Origin of the sequence: Plantactinospora sp. KBS50 (genome assembly GCF_002285795.1) — a bacterium.
Classification (GTDB): Bacteria; Actinomycetota; Actinomycetes; order Mycobacteriales; family Micromonosporaceae; genus KBS50.
Genome location: NZ_CP022961.1, coordinates 4630503 through 4646929 on the forward strand (window position 1 = coordinate 4630503; position 16427 = coordinate 4646929).

14 protein-coding genes are annotated in these 16427 nt (G+C 71.5%); 4 read left to right on the plus strand and 10 right to left on the minus strand.

From position 1 onward, the window contains the following. Positions 1 to 101: 101 nt before the first annotated feature. The 8 genes from CIK06_RS19820 to rsgA form a co-directional block, all read right to left on the minus strand. Positions 102 to 1688, minus strand: a complete 1587-nt coding sequence (locus CIK06_RS19820) for a glycoside hydrolase family 13 protein (RefSeq protein WP_198347950.1) — start codon at positions 1686 to 1688, stop codon at positions 102 to 104. A gap of 121 nt (positions 1689 to 1809) precedes the next feature. Then, positions 1810 to 2697: a carbohydrate ABC transporter permease gene (locus CIK06_RS19825; protein WP_095566086.1), complete on the minus strand. Its 888-nt coding sequence runs from the start codon at positions 2695 to 2697 to the stop codon at positions 1810 to 1812. Positions 2698 to 2752: 55 nt separating this feature from the next. Beyond that, positions 2753 to 3703, minus strand: a complete 951-nt coding sequence (locus CIK06_RS19830; RefSeq protein WP_095566087.1) for a carbohydrate ABC transporter permease — start codon at positions 3701 to 3703, stop codon at positions 2753 to 2755. A 70-nt stretch (positions 3704 to 3773) separates the two neighbouring features. Continuing rightward, on the minus strand, positions 3774 to 5150 hold the full coding sequence (locus CIK06_RS19835) for an ABC transporter substrate-binding protein (RefSeq protein ID WP_095566088.1): 1377 nt from the start codon (positions 5148 to 5150) through the stop codon (positions 3774 to 3776). Positions 5151 to 5406: 256 nt separating this feature from the next. Continuing rightward, positions 5407 to 6414 carry a LacI family DNA-binding transcriptional regulator gene (locus CIK06_RS19840; protein WP_095566089.1) on the minus strand — a complete coding sequence of 336 codons (1008 nt, stop codon included), beginning with the start codon at positions 6412 to 6414 and terminating at the stop codon, positions 5407 to 5409. Between the two features lie 64 nt (positions 6415 to 6478). Continuing rightward, positions 6479 to 7003 carry a Rieske (2Fe-2S) protein gene (locus CIK06_RS19845; RefSeq protein WP_095566090.1) on the minus strand — a complete coding sequence of 175 codons (525 nt, stop codon included), beginning with the start codon at positions 7001 to 7003 and terminating at the stop codon, positions 6479 to 6481. A gap of 178 nt (positions 7004 to 7181) precedes the next feature. Continuing rightward, a complete protein-coding gene (uvrA, locus tag CIK06_RS19850; RefSeq protein WP_095566091.1) occupies positions 7182 to 10148 on the minus strand; it encodes an excinuclease ABC subunit UvrA in 2967 nt (988 codons plus the stop codon). Between the two features lie 169 nt (positions 10149 to 10317). Next, positions 10318 to 11376 carry a ribosome small subunit-dependent GTPase A gene (gene rsgA / locus CIK06_RS19855; RefSeq protein ID WP_095566092.1) on the minus strand — a complete coding sequence of 353 codons (1059 nt, stop codon included), beginning with the start codon at positions 11374 to 11376 and terminating at the stop codon, positions 10318 to 10320. 183 nt (positions 11377 to 11559) lie between these two features. Here rsgA and CIK06_RS19860 point away from each other — a divergent pair, with 183 nt between their 5' ends. The 4 genes from CIK06_RS19860 (at position 11560) to CIK06_RS19875 (ending at position 14933) form a co-directional block, all read left to right on the plus strand. After that, complete coding sequence (locus tag CIK06_RS19860) at positions 11560 to 12276, plus strand: maleylpyruvate isomerase family mycothiol-dependent enzyme (RefSeq protein WP_095566093.1); 717 nt, start codon at positions 11560 to 11562, stop codon at positions 12274 to 12276. 8 nt (positions 12277 to 12284) lie between these two features. Then, positions 12285 to 12938 (plus strand): MBL fold metallo-hydrolase, encoded by a 654-nt coding sequence (locus CIK06_RS19865; RefSeq protein WP_095566094.1) that lies wholly within the window; start codon positions 12285 to 12287, stop codon positions 12936 to 12938. 127 nt (positions 12939 to 13065) lie between these two features. Continuing rightward, positions 13066 to 13689 (plus strand): hypothetical protein, encoded by a 624-nt coding sequence (locus tag CIK06_RS19870; protein WP_095566095.1) that lies wholly within the window; start codon positions 13066 to 13068, stop codon positions 13687 to 13689. A 191-nt stretch (positions 13690 to 13880) separates the two neighbouring features. Continuing rightward, a complete protein-coding gene (locus CIK06_RS19875; RefSeq protein ID WP_095566096.1) occupies positions 13881 to 14933 on the plus strand; it encodes an NAD(P)-dependent oxidoreductase in 1053 nt (350 codons plus the stop codon). A gap of 114 nt (positions 14934 to 15047) precedes the next feature. Here CIK06_RS19875 and CIK06_RS19880 read toward each other — a convergent pair whose 3' ends face one another. Both CIK06_RS19880 and CIK06_RS19885 read right to left on the minus strand, forming a co-directional pair. Continuing rightward, positions 15048 to 15350 (minus strand): hypothetical protein, encoded by a 303-nt coding sequence (locus tag CIK06_RS19880; RefSeq protein WP_157756872.1) that lies wholly within the window; start codon positions 15348 to 15350, stop codon positions 15048 to 15050. Between the two features lie 7 nt (positions 15351 to 15357). Then, positions 15358 to 16335: a hypothetical protein gene (locus tag CIK06_RS19885; protein WP_369915994.1), complete on the minus strand. Its 978-nt coding sequence runs from the start codon at positions 16333 to 16335 to the stop codon at positions 15358 to 15360. Between the last annotated feature and the right edge of the window lie 92 nt (positions 16336 to 16427).

Sequence of the window (16427 nt, forward strand, 5' to 3'; positions counted from 1 at the left end):
CGGGGCTCTCCCTTTCCGTGGCGACCGGGCGGCCGGCGGGGGGTCGGCGGCTCCGGTGGTGTCGCGGCGCCGGCCGGCGGGGGCGCCGGCGCCGCGACGGGTCAGGCGGTACGCAGCCAGACGGCGGTGTCCGGCGGCAGCCGGTCCTCCTCGATCGGACCGCTGGCCAGCAGCAGCCGGCGGTGTTGGGGTAGCGGTACGGCGGTGCCGGAGAGGTTGACCAGGCAGGTGAACTCCGGGTCGCGGGTGAACGCGAGCACCCGGTCGGGGGCGGGCAGCCAGCTCAGCGTGCCGTCGCCGAGCGCAGGCTCGACCCGGCGGATCGCGATGGCCGTCCGGTACAGCTCCAGCATCGAGTGCGGGTCGCCGCTCTGGGCGCTGACCGTGCGGTCCTTCCAGTCCCGCGGCTGCGGCAGCCAGGGTGCCGCCGCCGCGCCGTCCGGGCTGAACCCGAACGGCGGCGCGTCGCCGCCCCACGGCAGCGGGACCCGACAGCCGTCCCGGCCGGGGTCGACCCGCCCGGAGCGTTCCCACATCGGGTCCTGACGCAGCGCGTACGGGATGTCCTCCACCTCCCACAGCCCCAGCTCCTCGCCCTGGTAGAGGTAGGCGGCGCCGGGCAGGGCGAGGCTGAGCAGCACGGCGGCGCGGGCGCGGCGGGTACCCAGTTCCAGGTCCGTGGGGATGCCCTCGCGCTTGGCCGCGAAGCTGAAGGTGGTGTCGGCCCGGCCGTAGCGGGTGACCGGCCGGGTGACGTCGTGGTTGGACAGCACCCAGGTCGCCGGGGCGCCGACCAGGGCGTGTGCGGTCAGGGTGCCGTCGATGCTCTCGCGCAGCGCGTCGGCCTCCCAGGCGCAGCCGAGGAAGTCGAAGTTGAACGCCGCGTGCAGTTCGTCCGGGCGCAGGTAGTTGGCGAACCGCTGCCGGTCCGGCAGCCAGACCTCGCCGATCAGCGCCCGGTCCCCCGGGTAGCTGTCGGCGATCCGCCGCCAGCCGCGGTAGATCTCGTGTACGCCGTCGAGGTCGTGGAACGGGTGCGGCCGGTCCGGGCCGGGCTCGGGCAGGCTGCCGTCCTTGACCAGCAGTCCCGCCGAGTCGATCCGGATGCCGTCCACCCCGCGGTCGAACCAGAACCGCAGGATGTCCTCGAACTCGGCGCGTACCCGGGGATGGTCCCAGTTGAAGTCCGGTTGCTGCGGGGCGAACAGGTGCAGGTACCAGTCGCCGGGGCTGCCGTCCGGGTTGGTGGTGCGGGTCCAGGTCGGTCCGCCGAACTCGCCGACCCAGTCGGTCGGCCGCTGGTCCCCGTTCGGCCCCCGGCCGGGGCGGAACCAGAACAGCTCCCGCTCGGGTGCGCCCGGTCCGCCGGCCAGGGCGGCCTGGAACCAGGGGTGCGCGTCCGAGCAGTGGTTGGGCACCACGTCGACGATGCTGCGGATGCCGAGCGCGTGCGCGGCCTCGATCAGCTCCTCCACCTCGGCCAGGGTGCCGAAGACCGGGTCGATGTCCCGGTAGTCGGCCACGTCGTAGCCGGCGTCGGCCATCGGGGACGGGTACCACGGGCTGAACCAGATCGCGTCGACGCCGAGGTCGGCCAGGTAGCCCAGCCGGGAGCGGATGCCCGCGACATCGCCGATGCCGTCACCGCTGCCGTCGGCGAAGCTTCGCGGATACACCTGGTAGATCACCGCTGCACGCCACCACGGACCTCTGTCTGGTGTGGACACGAGCACCTGCTTTCTGCGTCGGTACGTCGGCGTCGCCGCCGGTACAGGGCTGCCGGGCGAGCGGCCGTCGATCGCCCGGCGGCTAACCCTTGAGGCTGCCCGTGGTCAAACCGGACATGATGTTCCGCTGGAAGATCAGGAAGATGACGACGGTCGGGATCGCCGCGATGACCGAGGCGGCGACGACGACGTTCATCGGGGTGCCGCCGGAGAAGGCGTAGATGCCGACGCTGACCGTGCGGGTCTCGGGCGAGGGCATGACCAGCTTCGGCCAGAGGAAGTCCTTCCACACGGCGGTCACCCCGAGGATCGAGACGACGCCCAGGATGGGACGCGACATCGGCAGGATGATCGACCAGAGCGTGCGCAGCGGGGTCGCCCCGTCCATCAGGGCGGCGGCCATCAGGTCGTCCGGGATCGAGTCGAAGAAGCGCTTCAGCAGGAAGATGTTGAACGCGTTGGCGACCAGGGGCAGCCAGATCGCGAACGGCGAGTCGAGCAGGTTGAGGTGCAGGATCGGCAGGTCGATCACGGTCACGTACTGCGGGACGATGAGGACCATGGCCGGGATCATCAGGGTGGCCAGCATCAGGGCGAGGATCACGTTGCCGAACGCCGGCCGCAGCTTGGACAGCGCGTACGCCGCCGCGGTGTCCAGGACGAGTTGGAACACCACCGCGCCGGCCGCGTAGTAGAACGTGTTGAACAGCAGCTTCGCGAGGTTGAGGTTGGTCCACGCGTCGACGTAGTTCTGCGGCTGCGGGTCCGCGGGGAACAGCGTCGGCGGGACCTGGGCGATCTCCTGGCCGGACTTGAGCGCGCCGGTGACCATCCAGTAGAGCGGGCCGATGAAGACCAGGGTGAACCCCAGGACGACGACCGTGAGCAGGGTCCAGTAGATCACCCGGCCGCGCCCGCGACGCAGCTGGGCATGGGAGACCAGGGTGCGGGTCCCGGTGTCCGGTGCCATGGGTGGTGCCTCCTACGCCGGTGGGTGGGGTGGGCTCGGTCGGTCCTGGCGCGCGTCAGTCCTGGCGCGCGGTCAGCCGCGCGTAGCCGGCGGAGAATCCGGCCAGCACCACGAGCATGATCACGCCGAGTGCCGCGGCGCCGTTCAGGTCGCTCTGGAAGAAGCCGTGCTGGTAGATGAGGTACGCGACCGAGGTCGCCGAGTCCTGCGTACCGGCGCCGTTGGCGAGGATCAGCGGCTCGATGAACAACTGCATCGTGGCGACGACCTGGAGCATCGCCAGCAGCAGCAGGATCAGCCGGGTCTGCGGGATGGTGACGTGCCGGATCCGCCGCCAGATGCCGGCGCCGTCGAGTTCGGCGGCCTCGTACAGCTCGCCCGGGATGTTCTGCAACGCCGCCAGATAGATCAGTACGGCGCTGCCCATGTTCATCCAGGTCGACGCGAGCACCATGGCCGGCATCGTCATCCGGGGTGACTGCATCCACTCCGAGGTCGGCAGGTGCAGCGCCGAGAGGACCGCGTTGAACAGGCCGGCGTCGCTGGGGTCGTAGGCGTAGAACTTGAACAGGAACAGCGCCGAGGCCGGCGGAAGCATCACCGGCAGGTAGACCAGCAGCCGCAGATATCCCTGGGCGTGCCGGAACTCGTTGAGCAGGATCGCCACCAGGAACGGCAGCACGTAGCCGAGGATGAGGGCGAGCAGCGTGAAGTAGAGGGTGTTCTTCCAGGCGGTCCAGAAGCTGGGATCGGCGACGATCCGCACGTAGTTGTCCCAGCCGACCCAGCTCGTCTCGCCGCGGCGGGTGCGCTGGAAACTCATGATCACGCCGCGGACCATGGGATACCAGGAGAAGACCGCGAAGCACAGGACCGCCCCGATCAGGAACGCGTGCCCCGTGAGGTGGTGCCGGACCCGGCGGCCGAGGCTGCTCCGTCGTGGCCCGGTCCCGGGCACGGGCCGCGGGGTTCGCCGGGTGGGCGGCGGGGCGGTGGTGGTCGCCAAGGCAGACTCCTGGGGTGAGGGCTCGATCGGTGGGCTGGGTGGGGGCCGGCGGACCGGCCCCCACCCGGGGTCAGCTCTGTGCCGCCAGGAGCTGGTTGACCTTGTCCTCGGCCGTCTTGAGCAGGCCGTCGATGTTCGCCTTGGGGTTCGTCAACACCCCCGACATCGCCGAGTCGAGCACCGCGTAGATCGCCTGCGCGTTGCGCGGCTCACCCTTGATCGGTACCGGGTTCGCCTCGAACACCGCGAAGTTCGCGGTGTCGATGTTCGCGTTGGCCTTGCGCAGGTCGAGTTCCTGCTTCTGCGCGTCGCTGCCGTTGGTGAACAGCAGCGGCTGGGGCAGGCCGACGGGGTAGTTCTGCGGCTTGGACCGGGCGTAGTCGAACTGACCCTTGCCGGGCGTCAGCTTCTCGTACGCGATCCACTTGAGACCGGCCTTGACCTGCTCGGGGGTGAGGCCCTTCTTGAAGAAGTAGCCCTCGCCACCGCCGAGCGTCGCCTTCGCCGGGCCGTCCTGGCCGGGCAGCGGACCCATGGCCCAGTCCTGGAACTTGCCCTGGAACTGGCTGACGATCGCCTGGGTGGCGTCCGGCGCCCCGACGAACATGCCGACCTTGCCGGCGGCGGCGTTGGTCAACAGGTCGCCCCACTGCAGGAGCTGGCGGTCCCCCATGCTGTCGTCGCCGTACCGCATGTCGTTCAGGTTCTGCAGGACCTGCTTGCCCATCGCGTTGTTGAAGTCGGCCTTCTGGCCGTCGGCGGTCAGGATCTGGCCGCCCTGCGAGTACAGCAACGCGGTGAAGTGCCAGCCACCGGTGTTGCCCGCGCTGTACTCCGAGTAGCCGGCGATGCCGTCACCGAGCGCGGCGATCTTCTTGGCCGCCGCCCGCACCTCCGGCCAGGTCTTCGGCGGGTTGTTCACGTCCAGTCCGGCCCGCTGGAACAGGACCTTGTTGTAGACCAGACCCATCGAGTAGTTCTTCACCGGGATGGCGTACAGCTTGCCGTTGTCGGTGAACACGTCCTTGATCGCCGGGTCCACGCTGTCCCAGGTCGGGATCGTGTCCTTGCCGACGTACTCCGTGACGTCCATCGCCTGCCCGGAGTCGAGGACCTGCTGGAGATCGGTCATGTATCCGTAGAACACGTCGGTCACGGTGCCGCCGGCGAGCCGGGCGGTGAAGTCCGGCGGGTTGTTGCACTGCTCGCCGACGCTCACGCTCTTGATGACGATATCGGGGTTCTGCCGCTGAAATTCTGCGACGTCTTCGTTCCAGTTCTGCAGCAGCTCTTTCTGCGAGCCGACCGGCTGACAGTCGACGGTGATCGTGACCTTGCCGGCGGCGTCGTTCGATCCGCTGCTCTTCGTGGAGCACGCCGCGAGGCTGAGCCCCAGGCCGGCCACGAGCGCTAACGCCGCAGCCTTCCGGTACTGCGGTACGGACATCTGTCCATCCCTTCGGGAACGGGTGTCTCCATGGCCTGATCCGTGGCGACGCCCGCAGACAGGCCCTGCGGCGGCCCGCGTTCGCCACCTGACCTGCCCCGGCGTACACCGGGGCAGGTGTGAGTGGAGTCACCGTAACGAGGACGACTCATTTCCGCAAGGTATCGATCCTGTGTTGAAAAGATTCGACCTGTGGTTCGCAAGATGCGGACAGCATGAGTCGCCACGCCCGAAAGGAGATGTCTTGTGGCCGTTCCTAGGGGTTTCGCACCGGCGCCGGACCGGTGGAGCCGCGCACCACCAGCTCCGGCTCGAACAGCAGCTCGTCGTGCAGCACGCCGGCGCCCTCCATCTGGCTCACCAGCAGGTCCACCGCGGCCTGGCCCATCATCTCGATCGGCTGCCGCACGGTGGTCAGCGGCGGATCGGTGCAGGTCATGAAGACCGAGTCGTCGAAGCCGACCACCGACACGTCGGTGGGCACCGCCCGGCCGAGCCGCCGCGCGGCCCGGATGCTGCCCAGCGCCAGCACGTCGCTGGCGCAGATGATGCCGGTCATGCCGCGTTCGATCAGCCGGGTCGCCGCGACCCGGGCGCCCTCCATCGAGAAGTTGGCCCGCTCGACGTACTCGGCGGCATCGAGCCAGCCGGCGATGTTGGCCATCGCGGCCCACTTGCGCCGGGACGGGACGTGGTCCTCCGACCCGAGCACCATGCCGATCCGCTCGTGCCCGAGCGACCGCAGGTGCCCGTACGCCTGCTCCACCGCGACCGCGTCGTCGGTGGAGACCCGCGGGAAGCCGAGGTCGTCGACGCCCGCGTTGACCAGCACCACCGGCAGGCCACGATCGGTCAACCGGCGGTAGTGCTCGTGCGCGGCGTTCGCCAGCGCGTACGAGCCGCCCGCGAAGATCACCCCGGAGACCTGGTGGTCCAGCAGCATCTCCACGTAGCCCGACTCGGGCACGCCGCCGATGGTGCGGGCGCAGAGCGCCGGGGTGAATCCCCGCTGGGCCAGGGAGCCGGTGACCACCTCGGCCAGCGCCGGGAAGATCGGATTCTGCAACTCCGGCAGCACCAGGCCGACCAGCCGGGCGCGCTCACCGCGCAGTTTCGTGGGCCGCTCGTAGCCGAGCACGTCCAGCGCGGTCAGCACCGCGGTCCGGGTCGCCTCCGACACCCCACCCCGGCCGTTGAGCACCCGGCTCACGGTCGCCTCGCTGACGCCCGCCTTGCGGGCCACCTCCGTCAAGCGTTTCGTCACGACCGAAATGCTACGTCAGATTCTTGCAAGAACTGAACCGGGTCCGGTGGTCAGTTGTCACCCATCAGGCAAGGCTGATGCTGTCTCCGGTGACCGTGATGTTCTGCTCGTCCAGCGGACGCGGCGCCGGACCGGCCTGCACGGAGCCGTCCGCGATGGAGAACCGACTGCCGTGGCAGGTGCATTCGATCGTGCCGCCCTCGACCCGGGACACCGGGCAGCCCTGGTGCGTGCAGATCGCGCTGAACCCCTTGAACTGGCCCGCCGTGGGCTGGGTCACCACCACGGCCTGCGACCCGAAGATCTTGCCGCCGCCGACCGGGATCTCCGACGTTTTGGCCAGGGCCGTACCGCCCTCGGAACCGGAACCGGCGGTCGACCCCGTCCCGGAGTCACCCGGCGCGCCCCCGCCGGTGGCGCCGTTGCCCGCCGGTTGGCCGCTGTCGCCGCCCGAGTCGCCGCAGCCGGCCAGCAGCACGGCCGCTCCGGCCACGCCGGCGCCGGCCAGCAGGGCCCGCCGGGTACGAACCTCGGCCGGCGCCGGTGGCAGCCCCGCCGCGTCGTCGCTCGTCATCCGGTCCTCGCTCATGCTCGTTTCCTCTCTCGGAGTGGGCGCGGCGCAGCCGCCGGCCCGGTCCACAGGTAGACACGGGGTAGCACGACGGCCGGTTCAGGGCTGTCTCGACGCCGGTGCGGCCATTGACGCCGCCGTCCGCCCGGCGCCACCGACCGGTCCAGCCCCCGCCCGGCCCCGGTCCCGGCCCCGGTCAGACCTTCGACGCGGTCCGCCGGGTGCGGCCGCCGGTCCTGGTCCGGGTGCCGGTGGAGCCGGGGACGCCGTTGGCCTTCGCCGCCCGGGCGGTGGCCTCCGGGGCACCGGCCGGGGCACCTGTCAACCCGAGGATGTGCCGCAGGTACTGCCCGGTGTGGCTCTCCGGCACCTCGGCCACCTCCTCGGGCGTGCCGGCGGCGAGCACGGTGCCGCCCCGGTGCCCGCCCTCGGGACCCATGTCGATCAACCAGTCGGCCGTCTTGATCACGTCGAGGTTGTGCTCGATCGTGATCACGGTGTTGCCCTTGTCGACCAGCCCCTCCAGCACGGTCAGCAGCTTGCGGATGTCCTCGAAGTGCAGGCCGGTGGTCGGCTCGTCCAGCACGTACACGGTCCGGCCGGTGGACCGCTTCTGCAGCTCGGAGGCCAGCTTGACGCGCTGCGCCTCGCCGCCGGAGAGCGTCGGGGCCGGCTGGCCCAGCCGCACGTAGCCCAGCCCCACGTCCACAAGGGTCTTGAGGTGCCGGTGGATCGCCGGGATCGGCTCGAAGAAGCCGGCGGCCTCCTCGATCGGCATCTCCAGCACGTCCGAGACGGTCTTGCCCTTGTAGTGGACCTCCAGGGTCTCCCGGTTGTACCGGGCGCCCTTGCACACCTCGCACGGGACGTACACGTCGGGGAGGAAGTTCATCTCGATCTTGATGGTGCCGTCCCCGCTGCACGCCTCGCACCGGCCGCCCTTGACGTTGAACGAGAACCGACCCGGGCCGTACCCCCGGACCTTGGCCTCGGTCGTCTCGGCGAACAGCTTGCGGACGTGGTCCCAGACCCCGGTGTAGGTGGCCGGGTTGGACCGCGGGGTGCGGCCGATCGGCGACTGGTCGACGCCCACCACCTTGTCCACCAGGTCGAGCCCGCTGACCCGGGTGTGCCGGCCGGGCACCATCCGTGCCCCGTTGATCTGGTTGGCCAGCACGGCGTGCAGGATGTCGTTGACCAGGGTCGACTTGCCCGAGCCGCTGACCCCGGTGACCGCGATCAGCTGACCGAGCGGGAAGCTGACGCTGATGTTGCGCAGGTTGTGCTCCCGCGCGCCGTGCACCACGATCTGCCGGTCCGGCGTCTGCGCCCGGCGCCGGGCCGGAGTCGGGATGGAGCGCCGGCCGGCCAGATAGGCGCCGGTCAGCGACTCGTCGTTGCCCAGCAGCTCGGCCACCGAGCCGCTGTGCACGATCCGGCCACCGTGCTCGCCGGCGCCCGGGCCGATGTCGACCACCCAGTCGGCGGTCCGGATGGTGTCCTCGTCGTGCTCCACCACGATCAGCGTGTTGCCCAGCCCCTTGAGCCGGACCAGCGTCTCGATCAGGCGGTGGTTGTCCCGCTGGTGCAGGCCGATGGACGGCTCGTCCAGCACGTAGAGCACGCCGACCAGCCCCGAGCCGATCTGGGTGGCCAGCCGGATCCGCTGCGCCTCGCCGCCGGAGAGCGTGCCGGCGGGCCGGTCCAGCGAGAGGTAGTCCAGACCCACGTCGACCAGGAAGCGCAGCCGGGCGTTGATCTCCTTGAGCACCCGCTCGGCGATCAGCTTCTGCCGGTCGGTGAGGGTCATCGCGGCCAGCAGCTCGGCGCACTCCCCCACCGACAGCGCGCACACCTCGGCGATGCTGCGGCCCGCGAGGGTCACCGCCAGCACCTCCGGCTTGAGCCGGGCACCGCCGCAGGACGCGCACGGCACGTCCCGCATGTAGCCCTCGTACTTGTCCCGGGACCAGTCCGACTCGGTGTCCGAGTGCCGGCGCTCGATCCACTGCACCACGCCCTCGAAGCCGGTGTAGTAGGACCGCTCCCGGCCGTACTTGTTGCGGTAGCGGACGTGCACCTGGTCGCCGGAGCCGTGCAGGATCGTCTTCTGCGCCCGGGACGGCAGCTTGCGCCACGGGGTGTCGAGGTCGAAGTGCTCCGACTCGCCGAGCGCCTCCAGCAGGCGCAGGAAGTATTCCAGGGTGTGCCCGCCGGACCACGGCTGGATCGCACCGTCCCGCAGCGTGCGCTCCGGGTCCGGTACCAGCAGCTCGGGGTCGACCTCCTTCTTGGTGCCCAGGCCGGTGCACTCCGGGCAGGCGCCGTAGGGCGCGTTGAACGAGAAGACCCGCGGTTCCAGGTCCTCGATCGCGAGGGGGTGGTCGTTCGGGCAGGCCAGGTGCTCGGAGTAGCGCCGCTCGCGCTGCGGGTCGTCCTCGGCCAGGTCGACGAAGTCGAGCAGGACCAGGCCGCCGGAGAGCGCCAGCGCGGACTCGACCGAGTCGGTGAGCCGCTGCTTGGCGCTGGCCTTGACGGTCAGCCGGTCGACCACCACCTCGATGGTGTGCTTCTCCTGCTTCTTCAGCTTGGGCGGCTCGGTCAGCGGGTGCACCACGCCGTCCACCCGGGCCCGCGCGTAGCCCTTGGCCTGCAACTCGGCGAAGAGATCGACGTACTCGCCCTTGCGGCCGCGGATCACCGGCGCCAGCACCATGAACCGGGTGCCCTCGGCCATCGCGAGGACCCGGTCGACGATCTGCTGCGGGCTCTGCCGGGAGATCCGCTCGCCGCAGACCGGGCAGTGCGGCTCCCCGACCCGGGCGAACAGCAGCCGCAGGTAGTCGTAGACCTCGGTGATCGTGCCCACCGTCGAGCGCGGGTTGCGCGAGGTCGACTTCTGGTCGATGGAGACCGCCGGGCTCAGCCCCTCGATGAAGTCGACGTCGGGCTTGTCCATCTGACCGAGGAACTGCCGGGCGTACGAGGACAGCGACTCCACGTACCGGCGCTGGCCCTCCGCGAAGATCGTGTCGAAGGCCAGGCTCGACTTCCCGGATCCGGACAGACCGGTGAACACGATGAGCGCGTCCCGGGGAAGGTCGAGGCTCACATCGCGCAGGTTGTGCTCACGCGCGCCACGGATGATCAGTCGGTCGACCACGGTAAGGAAGCTCCCGGGAGAAGAATGTGCGAATCTGTCCGAATATTGCCTGGCGTGCGGAAGCGCCTCGGCAACTCTAGCCCCGGGGTACGACACTTTCCCCGACCCGCACATTCCCCCAGCTCACACCGGCCCCGCTCGGCGACCGCCCGGGTCCCGCCACCCCGTTTCAGGGCCGGGCGTAGCCGCGATCCCGGCGCTGCCGGCGCCACCCGGCGCGCCGCGCCGCCAACCGGGCGTCCCGGCGGTCGGTCTCCACCGCCACCTCCCGGTTCAGCCGCTGCCAGCTCTCCCACCGCCGGGGCGGCAGCTCGCCGGACTCCAGCGCGGCCCGGACCGCGCAGCCCGGTTCCGCCTCGTGCCGGCAGTCCCCGAACCGGCAGGCCGCGACCAGCTCCGCGATCTCGGCGAACGCCCTGGCCAGCCCGTCGCCCGCGGCCTGCAGCCCGACGGCCCGGATGCCCGGGGTGTCCAGCACGGCGCCGCCGCCCGGCACCGGGATCAACGCCCGGTACGTGGTGGTGTGCCGCCCCTTGCCGTCGACCCGGCGGATCGTCTGGGTGGCCATCGCGGTGCCCCCGACCAGGCCGTTGACCACCGAGGACTTCCCGGCCCCGGAGGGCCCGAGCAGGCCGAGCGTCCGGCCGGCGGCCACGAACGGGCGCAGCGCGTCCAGCCCGCCGGGCCGCTGCGCGCTGACCGGCAGCACCGCCACCCGCGGCGCCACCTCGGCGATCTGGGCGGCCACCGCCGCCGGATCCGCCGCCAGGTCACACTTGGTCAGCACCACCAGGGGCTGCGCGCCGGACTCCCAGGCCAACGCGAGCAGCCGCTCGATCCGGCCCACGTCCGGCTCCGGATGGACCGGCTCCACCACGGCCGCCGTGTCCACGTTCGCCGCGAGCACCTGGCCGGTGGAATCCTTGCCGGCCGTCCGCCGGATCACCGCGGTCGAGCGCGGCAGCAGCTTCTCCGCGGTCACCCGGCCGTCCGGCCAGTCGCGGACCAGCACCCAGTCGCCGGCGCACGGGAGTTCGGCCGGATCGGCGGCCGCGGCCGCGAGCACCGCGCCGGCCAGGCTGGCCCGGACCGGGCCATCGGCGCAGAGCGTGGTCAGTACGCCGCGGTCGGCCCGGACGACCCGGCCCGGTCGCAACCGTGCCCCGCATCGCGCGGCACGCTCAGCCAGCGCCGGGCTCCAGCCCAGCGCATAGAGATCGACGGTCATGTCAGCCCTTCGTCGACGGTGGGGAGACGGGGAGATGCCGCGCGTGCACGGTGGCCGGCATGTCCCACCTCCCTTCCACGGATCCGGGTGACGCGTCACGTTGACGGTAGGCGCCGGGTCGCGCCGATCGAAAGCGATTTCCGGTACGGCGGCGGTAACGATCACCGCCTAGGGTGTTCAGGCGTGACCGTTGATCCGCTGCTGCTGATGCCCGAGGTCGACCGGGCCACCGAACGACTCCTGCGCACCGCCGACCGGCTGGACGACGCCGCGGCGCGCGGTCCGTCGCTGCTGCCCGGCTGGACCCGCGGACACGTGCTGACGCACCTCGCCCGCCAGGCCGACGCGCAGGTCAACCTGCTCACCTCGGCGCGTACCGGCGAGGTCATCCCGGCGTACCGGGACGAACAGGCCCGGGCGACGGACATCGCGGCGGGCGCGGACCGCTCTCCCGCGGACCTGGCCGCCGACCTGCGGGCCGCGGCCGCGCGGCTGGTGGACGCCTGCGCGGCGATGCCGCCGCAGGCGTGGTCCGCGCAGGTCATCGGGCGGCGCGGCCCCCAACCGGCCGCCACCGTGCTGTGGGGCCGGCTGCGGGAGGTGGAGGTGCACCACGTCGACCTCGCCGCCGGGTACGCGCCGATCGACTGGCCGGCGGCGTTCGCGCACCGGCTGCTGCACGAGGTGACCGCCGACCTGGACGGGCGGCCCGGCCGGCCGGCGCTGGTGCTGCGGCCGTGCGAGCGGCGGCACGAGCTGACCGTCGGCGAGCCGGAGGGCGCGCCCACCGTGTCGGGACCCGCGTACGCCATCGCCGCGTGGCTGACCGGTCGCGGCGACGGCGATGGGCTTACGGTGAGCCCGGACGGACCCCTGCCGACCCCACCCGAATGGATCTAGAGATACCGATGACCTACACCGGAGACGTCACCACCGGCGGCCCGACCGACGTACGCGAGCTGCCCGACCTCACCATCACCAAGGTGTCGGTGGGTCCGATGGACAACAACGCCTACCTGCTGCGCTGCCGGTCCACCGGCGAGCAGTTGCTGATCGACGCGGCCAACGAGGCGCCGCGGCTGCTGGAACTGGCCGGCACCGGCGGCCTGGCCACCGTGGTCACCACGCACCGGCACATGGACCACTGGGTCGCACTGGAGGAGACGGTCGCCGACACCGGTGCCCGCTCGGTGGCCCACGTCGACGACGCCGAGGGGCTGCCCATCCCGTCCGACACGGTGACCGACGGCGAGACGGTACGCGTCGGCGACTGCGCCCTGGAGGTGATCCACCTCGTCGGGCACACCCCGGGTTCGATCGCGCTGCTGTACCGGGACCCCACCGGCGAACCGCACCTTTTCACGGGGGACTCCCTCTTTCCGGGCGGGGTGGGAAACACCCACCAGGACGCCGCCGCGTTCGCCAGCCTGATCGACGACGTCGAACACAAGCTGTTCGACCGGCTGCCCGACGGCACCTGGGTCTACCCGGGCCACGGCCGGGACACCACGCTCGGTGCCGAGCGTCCCGCCCTGCCCGACTGGCGAGCCCGCGGCTGGTGAGTCGGACCGTCCAGCCGCCCACCTGACCGCCGGCCGGTTGACCGGACGACTTGCGGCCGGACGACCACTGATCATCGGAAGGCGCACGATTCCGCTGGTCGAGACGGGTACGGCTAGGGTTCACCGGGTGAACTGGCTCGACGCGATCGGCTGGACCGGCTCCGCCCTGCTGGTCTGGTCCCTGCTACAGACCCGCATCCTGCGACTGCGGGCGCTCAACCTGGTCGGCTGCCTGGTGCTGATCGGGTTCAACGCCGCCCTGGCCGTCTGGCCGATGGTGGGGCTGAACATCGTCCTCGCCGTGATCAACATCTGGTACCTGGTGCGGATGCTGGCCACCCGGCACGACGAGCGGACGTACCAGGTGGCCGAGGTGGGCACCGCCGACGACTTCCTCGGGCACGTGCTGCGGGTGCACGCCGCCGACATCGACCGGTTCAACCCGGGTTTCGCCTGGTCGGCCTCCCCTGGCCGGTCGGCCTTCCTGGTCCTGCGCGGCGACGAGATCGTGGGCGTGGTGCTGGTCCGCGACGCCGGTGACGAGGTGGCGCAGATCGAGCTGGACTACGTGACGCCCCGTTTCCGGGACCTCACCCCGGGCGAGTTCGTCTACCGGCGCAGCCCGCTGTTCACCGAGCGCGGCTTCCGCCGGGTGGTCACTCCGCCGGGCATGGTCGCTCCGTACTACGACCGGCTCGGGTTCCGCCGGACCGGCCGGTCGTACGTGCTCGACCTGCCCGGCGCCGCCTGAACTCCGGACGCCGCGCCGGCCGGGCCACCTTCGGCGATCTCCCGGCGCAGCGCCGGGCGCCGGGCCGGCGCGGGCGCAACATCTCTTGTGCAACTACGGTTCGCCTTGCTCGTTTCCGCTCCTGGCGGACAGGTTCTGCCGGCGGCAGAAGCTCCTTCCGGCCCGACCGGCCGGCCGCCTAGCGTCGGCGCATGACGAAGACAGCACTGGTCATCGGCGCGACCGGGCAGGTGGGGCGGGCCACCGTCGCGGCGCTGGTCGAGGACGGCTGGCGGGTCCGGGCCGCCGCCAGAGGCGAACGGGGGGCGGCGGACCGGGCCCGGGACGGTGCGATCGAACCGGTACGCCTGGACCGCGCCGACGACGCCGCGCTGGCCGCCGCCGTCGGCGCCGGCTGCGACCTGGTCGTCGACATGGTCGCGTACGGGCGGCGGCACGCAGACCAGTTGCTCGGGCTGGCCGACCGGATCGGCTCGGCCGTCGTGCTCTCCAGCGCCGCCGTCTACGCCGACGACGACGGGCACCCGTTCGGCGCGGAGCGGGCCAGGTTCCCCGTACCGATCGGCGAGCGGCAGCGCACGGTGCCCGGCGGCACCGACGACCTCGGCGCCGAGGACTACGCCGCGGGCAAGGTCGACCTGGAGCGGCGGCTGCTCGACGCCGGCGACCGGCTGCCGTGCACCCTGCTGCGGGCCGGCGCGATCCACGGCCCGCACACGGTGTTCCCGCGCGAGTGGTACTTCATCAAGCGCGCCCTGGACCGCCGGCCGGTGCGGATCCTCTGCCATGCCGGCGCCAGCCGGTTCCAGCCGATCGGCACGGCGAACCTGGCGGAACTGATCCGGCTCGCGGCGGCCCGACCGGGATCCCGGGTGCTCAACGCGGGCGACCCCGACGCGCCCACCGTACGGGAGATCGGCGCGACCATCGCGGACCTGCTCGACGATCCGGCCGAGGAGATCCTCGTCGACGGGCCGTCGCCGGCACCGCCGGTCGGCGAGACGCCCTGGTCGGTCCCCGCGCCGGTGGTGCTGGACATGACGGCCGCCGCACGGGAACTCGGCTACCGTCCCCGGACCGACTACGCCGGCGCGCTGCCCGGGACGATCGAGTGGCTGCTGCGGACGGTTCGGGAACGCGACTGGCGTACCGCGTTCCCGGGCATGACGGCCGACTCCGGCACCGACTTCTTCGACTACCCCGCCGAGGATGCCTGGCTGGCCGGGCCCCGCCGGCCGGCCTGACCCGGGCGGCGGATCCGCCGGTGGGTCCGCCGGTGGGCCGAGCCGGGCCGGCGGTCCGCCGGCCCGGCTCGTGGGTTCAGCCGGTGGGTTCAGCCGGTGGGTTCACCGGCGGGTTCAGTCGGCGGCGAGCGGGTCGGTGGCCGGGCGGTCGGCGGCCGGTTCGGCGGCGGTCCCGTCCTCGCCGGACCGGGGGCGGACGATCGACGCGGCCCGCGGGGAGTGCCGCGCCAGCCAACCCCCGATGAACGTGCAGAGTCCGGTCACCACCAGGCCGATCACCCCGACCAGCGGCAGCGGGACCTCACCGCCGGCGAAGAAGAGCTGCCCGACCAGCCAGATCACGAACGGGGTCAGCACACCGGCCGAGCCCGCGCCGGCCGCGGTGGCGGCCTTCACCTTCGTTTCGATGGGACGCATGGCGGGCCTACCGGGGCGGCGGGACGGCGCCGGCCGGCGCGGCGGTCGAGGACTCCGCGGTTCTGGCGGTCGCGCTCGGCGCGGCGGCGAGCCGGGCGGCCAGCTCGTCGACCACCTGCTGGGCGACGGTGGGCGGGATGGCCGCGGCGATCTCCTCGGGCGACAGGCCGGCCAGTACGCCCTCGACGATGGCCTGGGCCGTGGGGTCCCGGCCGACCAGGTCGTTCACCTTGGCCACCAGGTCCGGGTACGACTTGGCCATCGCCGCCAGGAGCTGTGCCGGCGAGCCGTCGGCCGGCGGCCCGACCGTCTCGCCGCCGATCGGTGTCCAGAACCAGTTGCGCAGGTTCTGCAGATCGGCAAAGACGTGCCCCACCGTACGGCCGCTCCAGCCGGTGTCGTGCAGGAGCTTGTCGGACTGTTGCATCTCAGCCTCCGGAGGTGTCGGCGGCGCGATCAGACCGATGTCGGTCAGGTATCGCGTATAAAGTGGACGAAGATCCCGGTTGGCCTTTGTGGCGTCCCGGAAGTAGCTGAAGTGGGTGTGCCACAGGTGCGACGAGTCGCCCGTGGTGCGTTTGCCGAGCCGGTCCCAGCGGCGCACGGTCTTGCCGTCCGGCGAATAGATGATCTCCCTGAGATCGGCGGTGTCCGCCGTGTTCGCCCGGCACTGGGTGACGCACCAGGTGGAGAAGGTCCGCAGGTTGTGCAGACCGCTGGCGGTTCTGATCTCGAACCACCCGACGTCCAGTGCCGATGCGTAGATCGTGAGTCCGGACCGGTCGCGTGGGGACTCCACCACGGAGTAGTCGTTGGTGACCACCCGGTCTGATCCACAGTGGTAGCCACCCTTGTGGGACGGATCGCCGACAATGCCGACCTCGGCCGGATCAAGGTCGGAATCCACCGTTGTCCCGGGATGCACATCGAGATACTCAAGCAACAAACTACGTACGGTCATCAAATTGGCTGGTGCCTGCGTCATGTCGCCTCCCCGCAGCCGAGCAAAGATCAGGCTGTTCGAGCGCCTTTTGCCTGGTCAAAACCTACTACCAGCAAGTGTGGAAAGTTACTCAT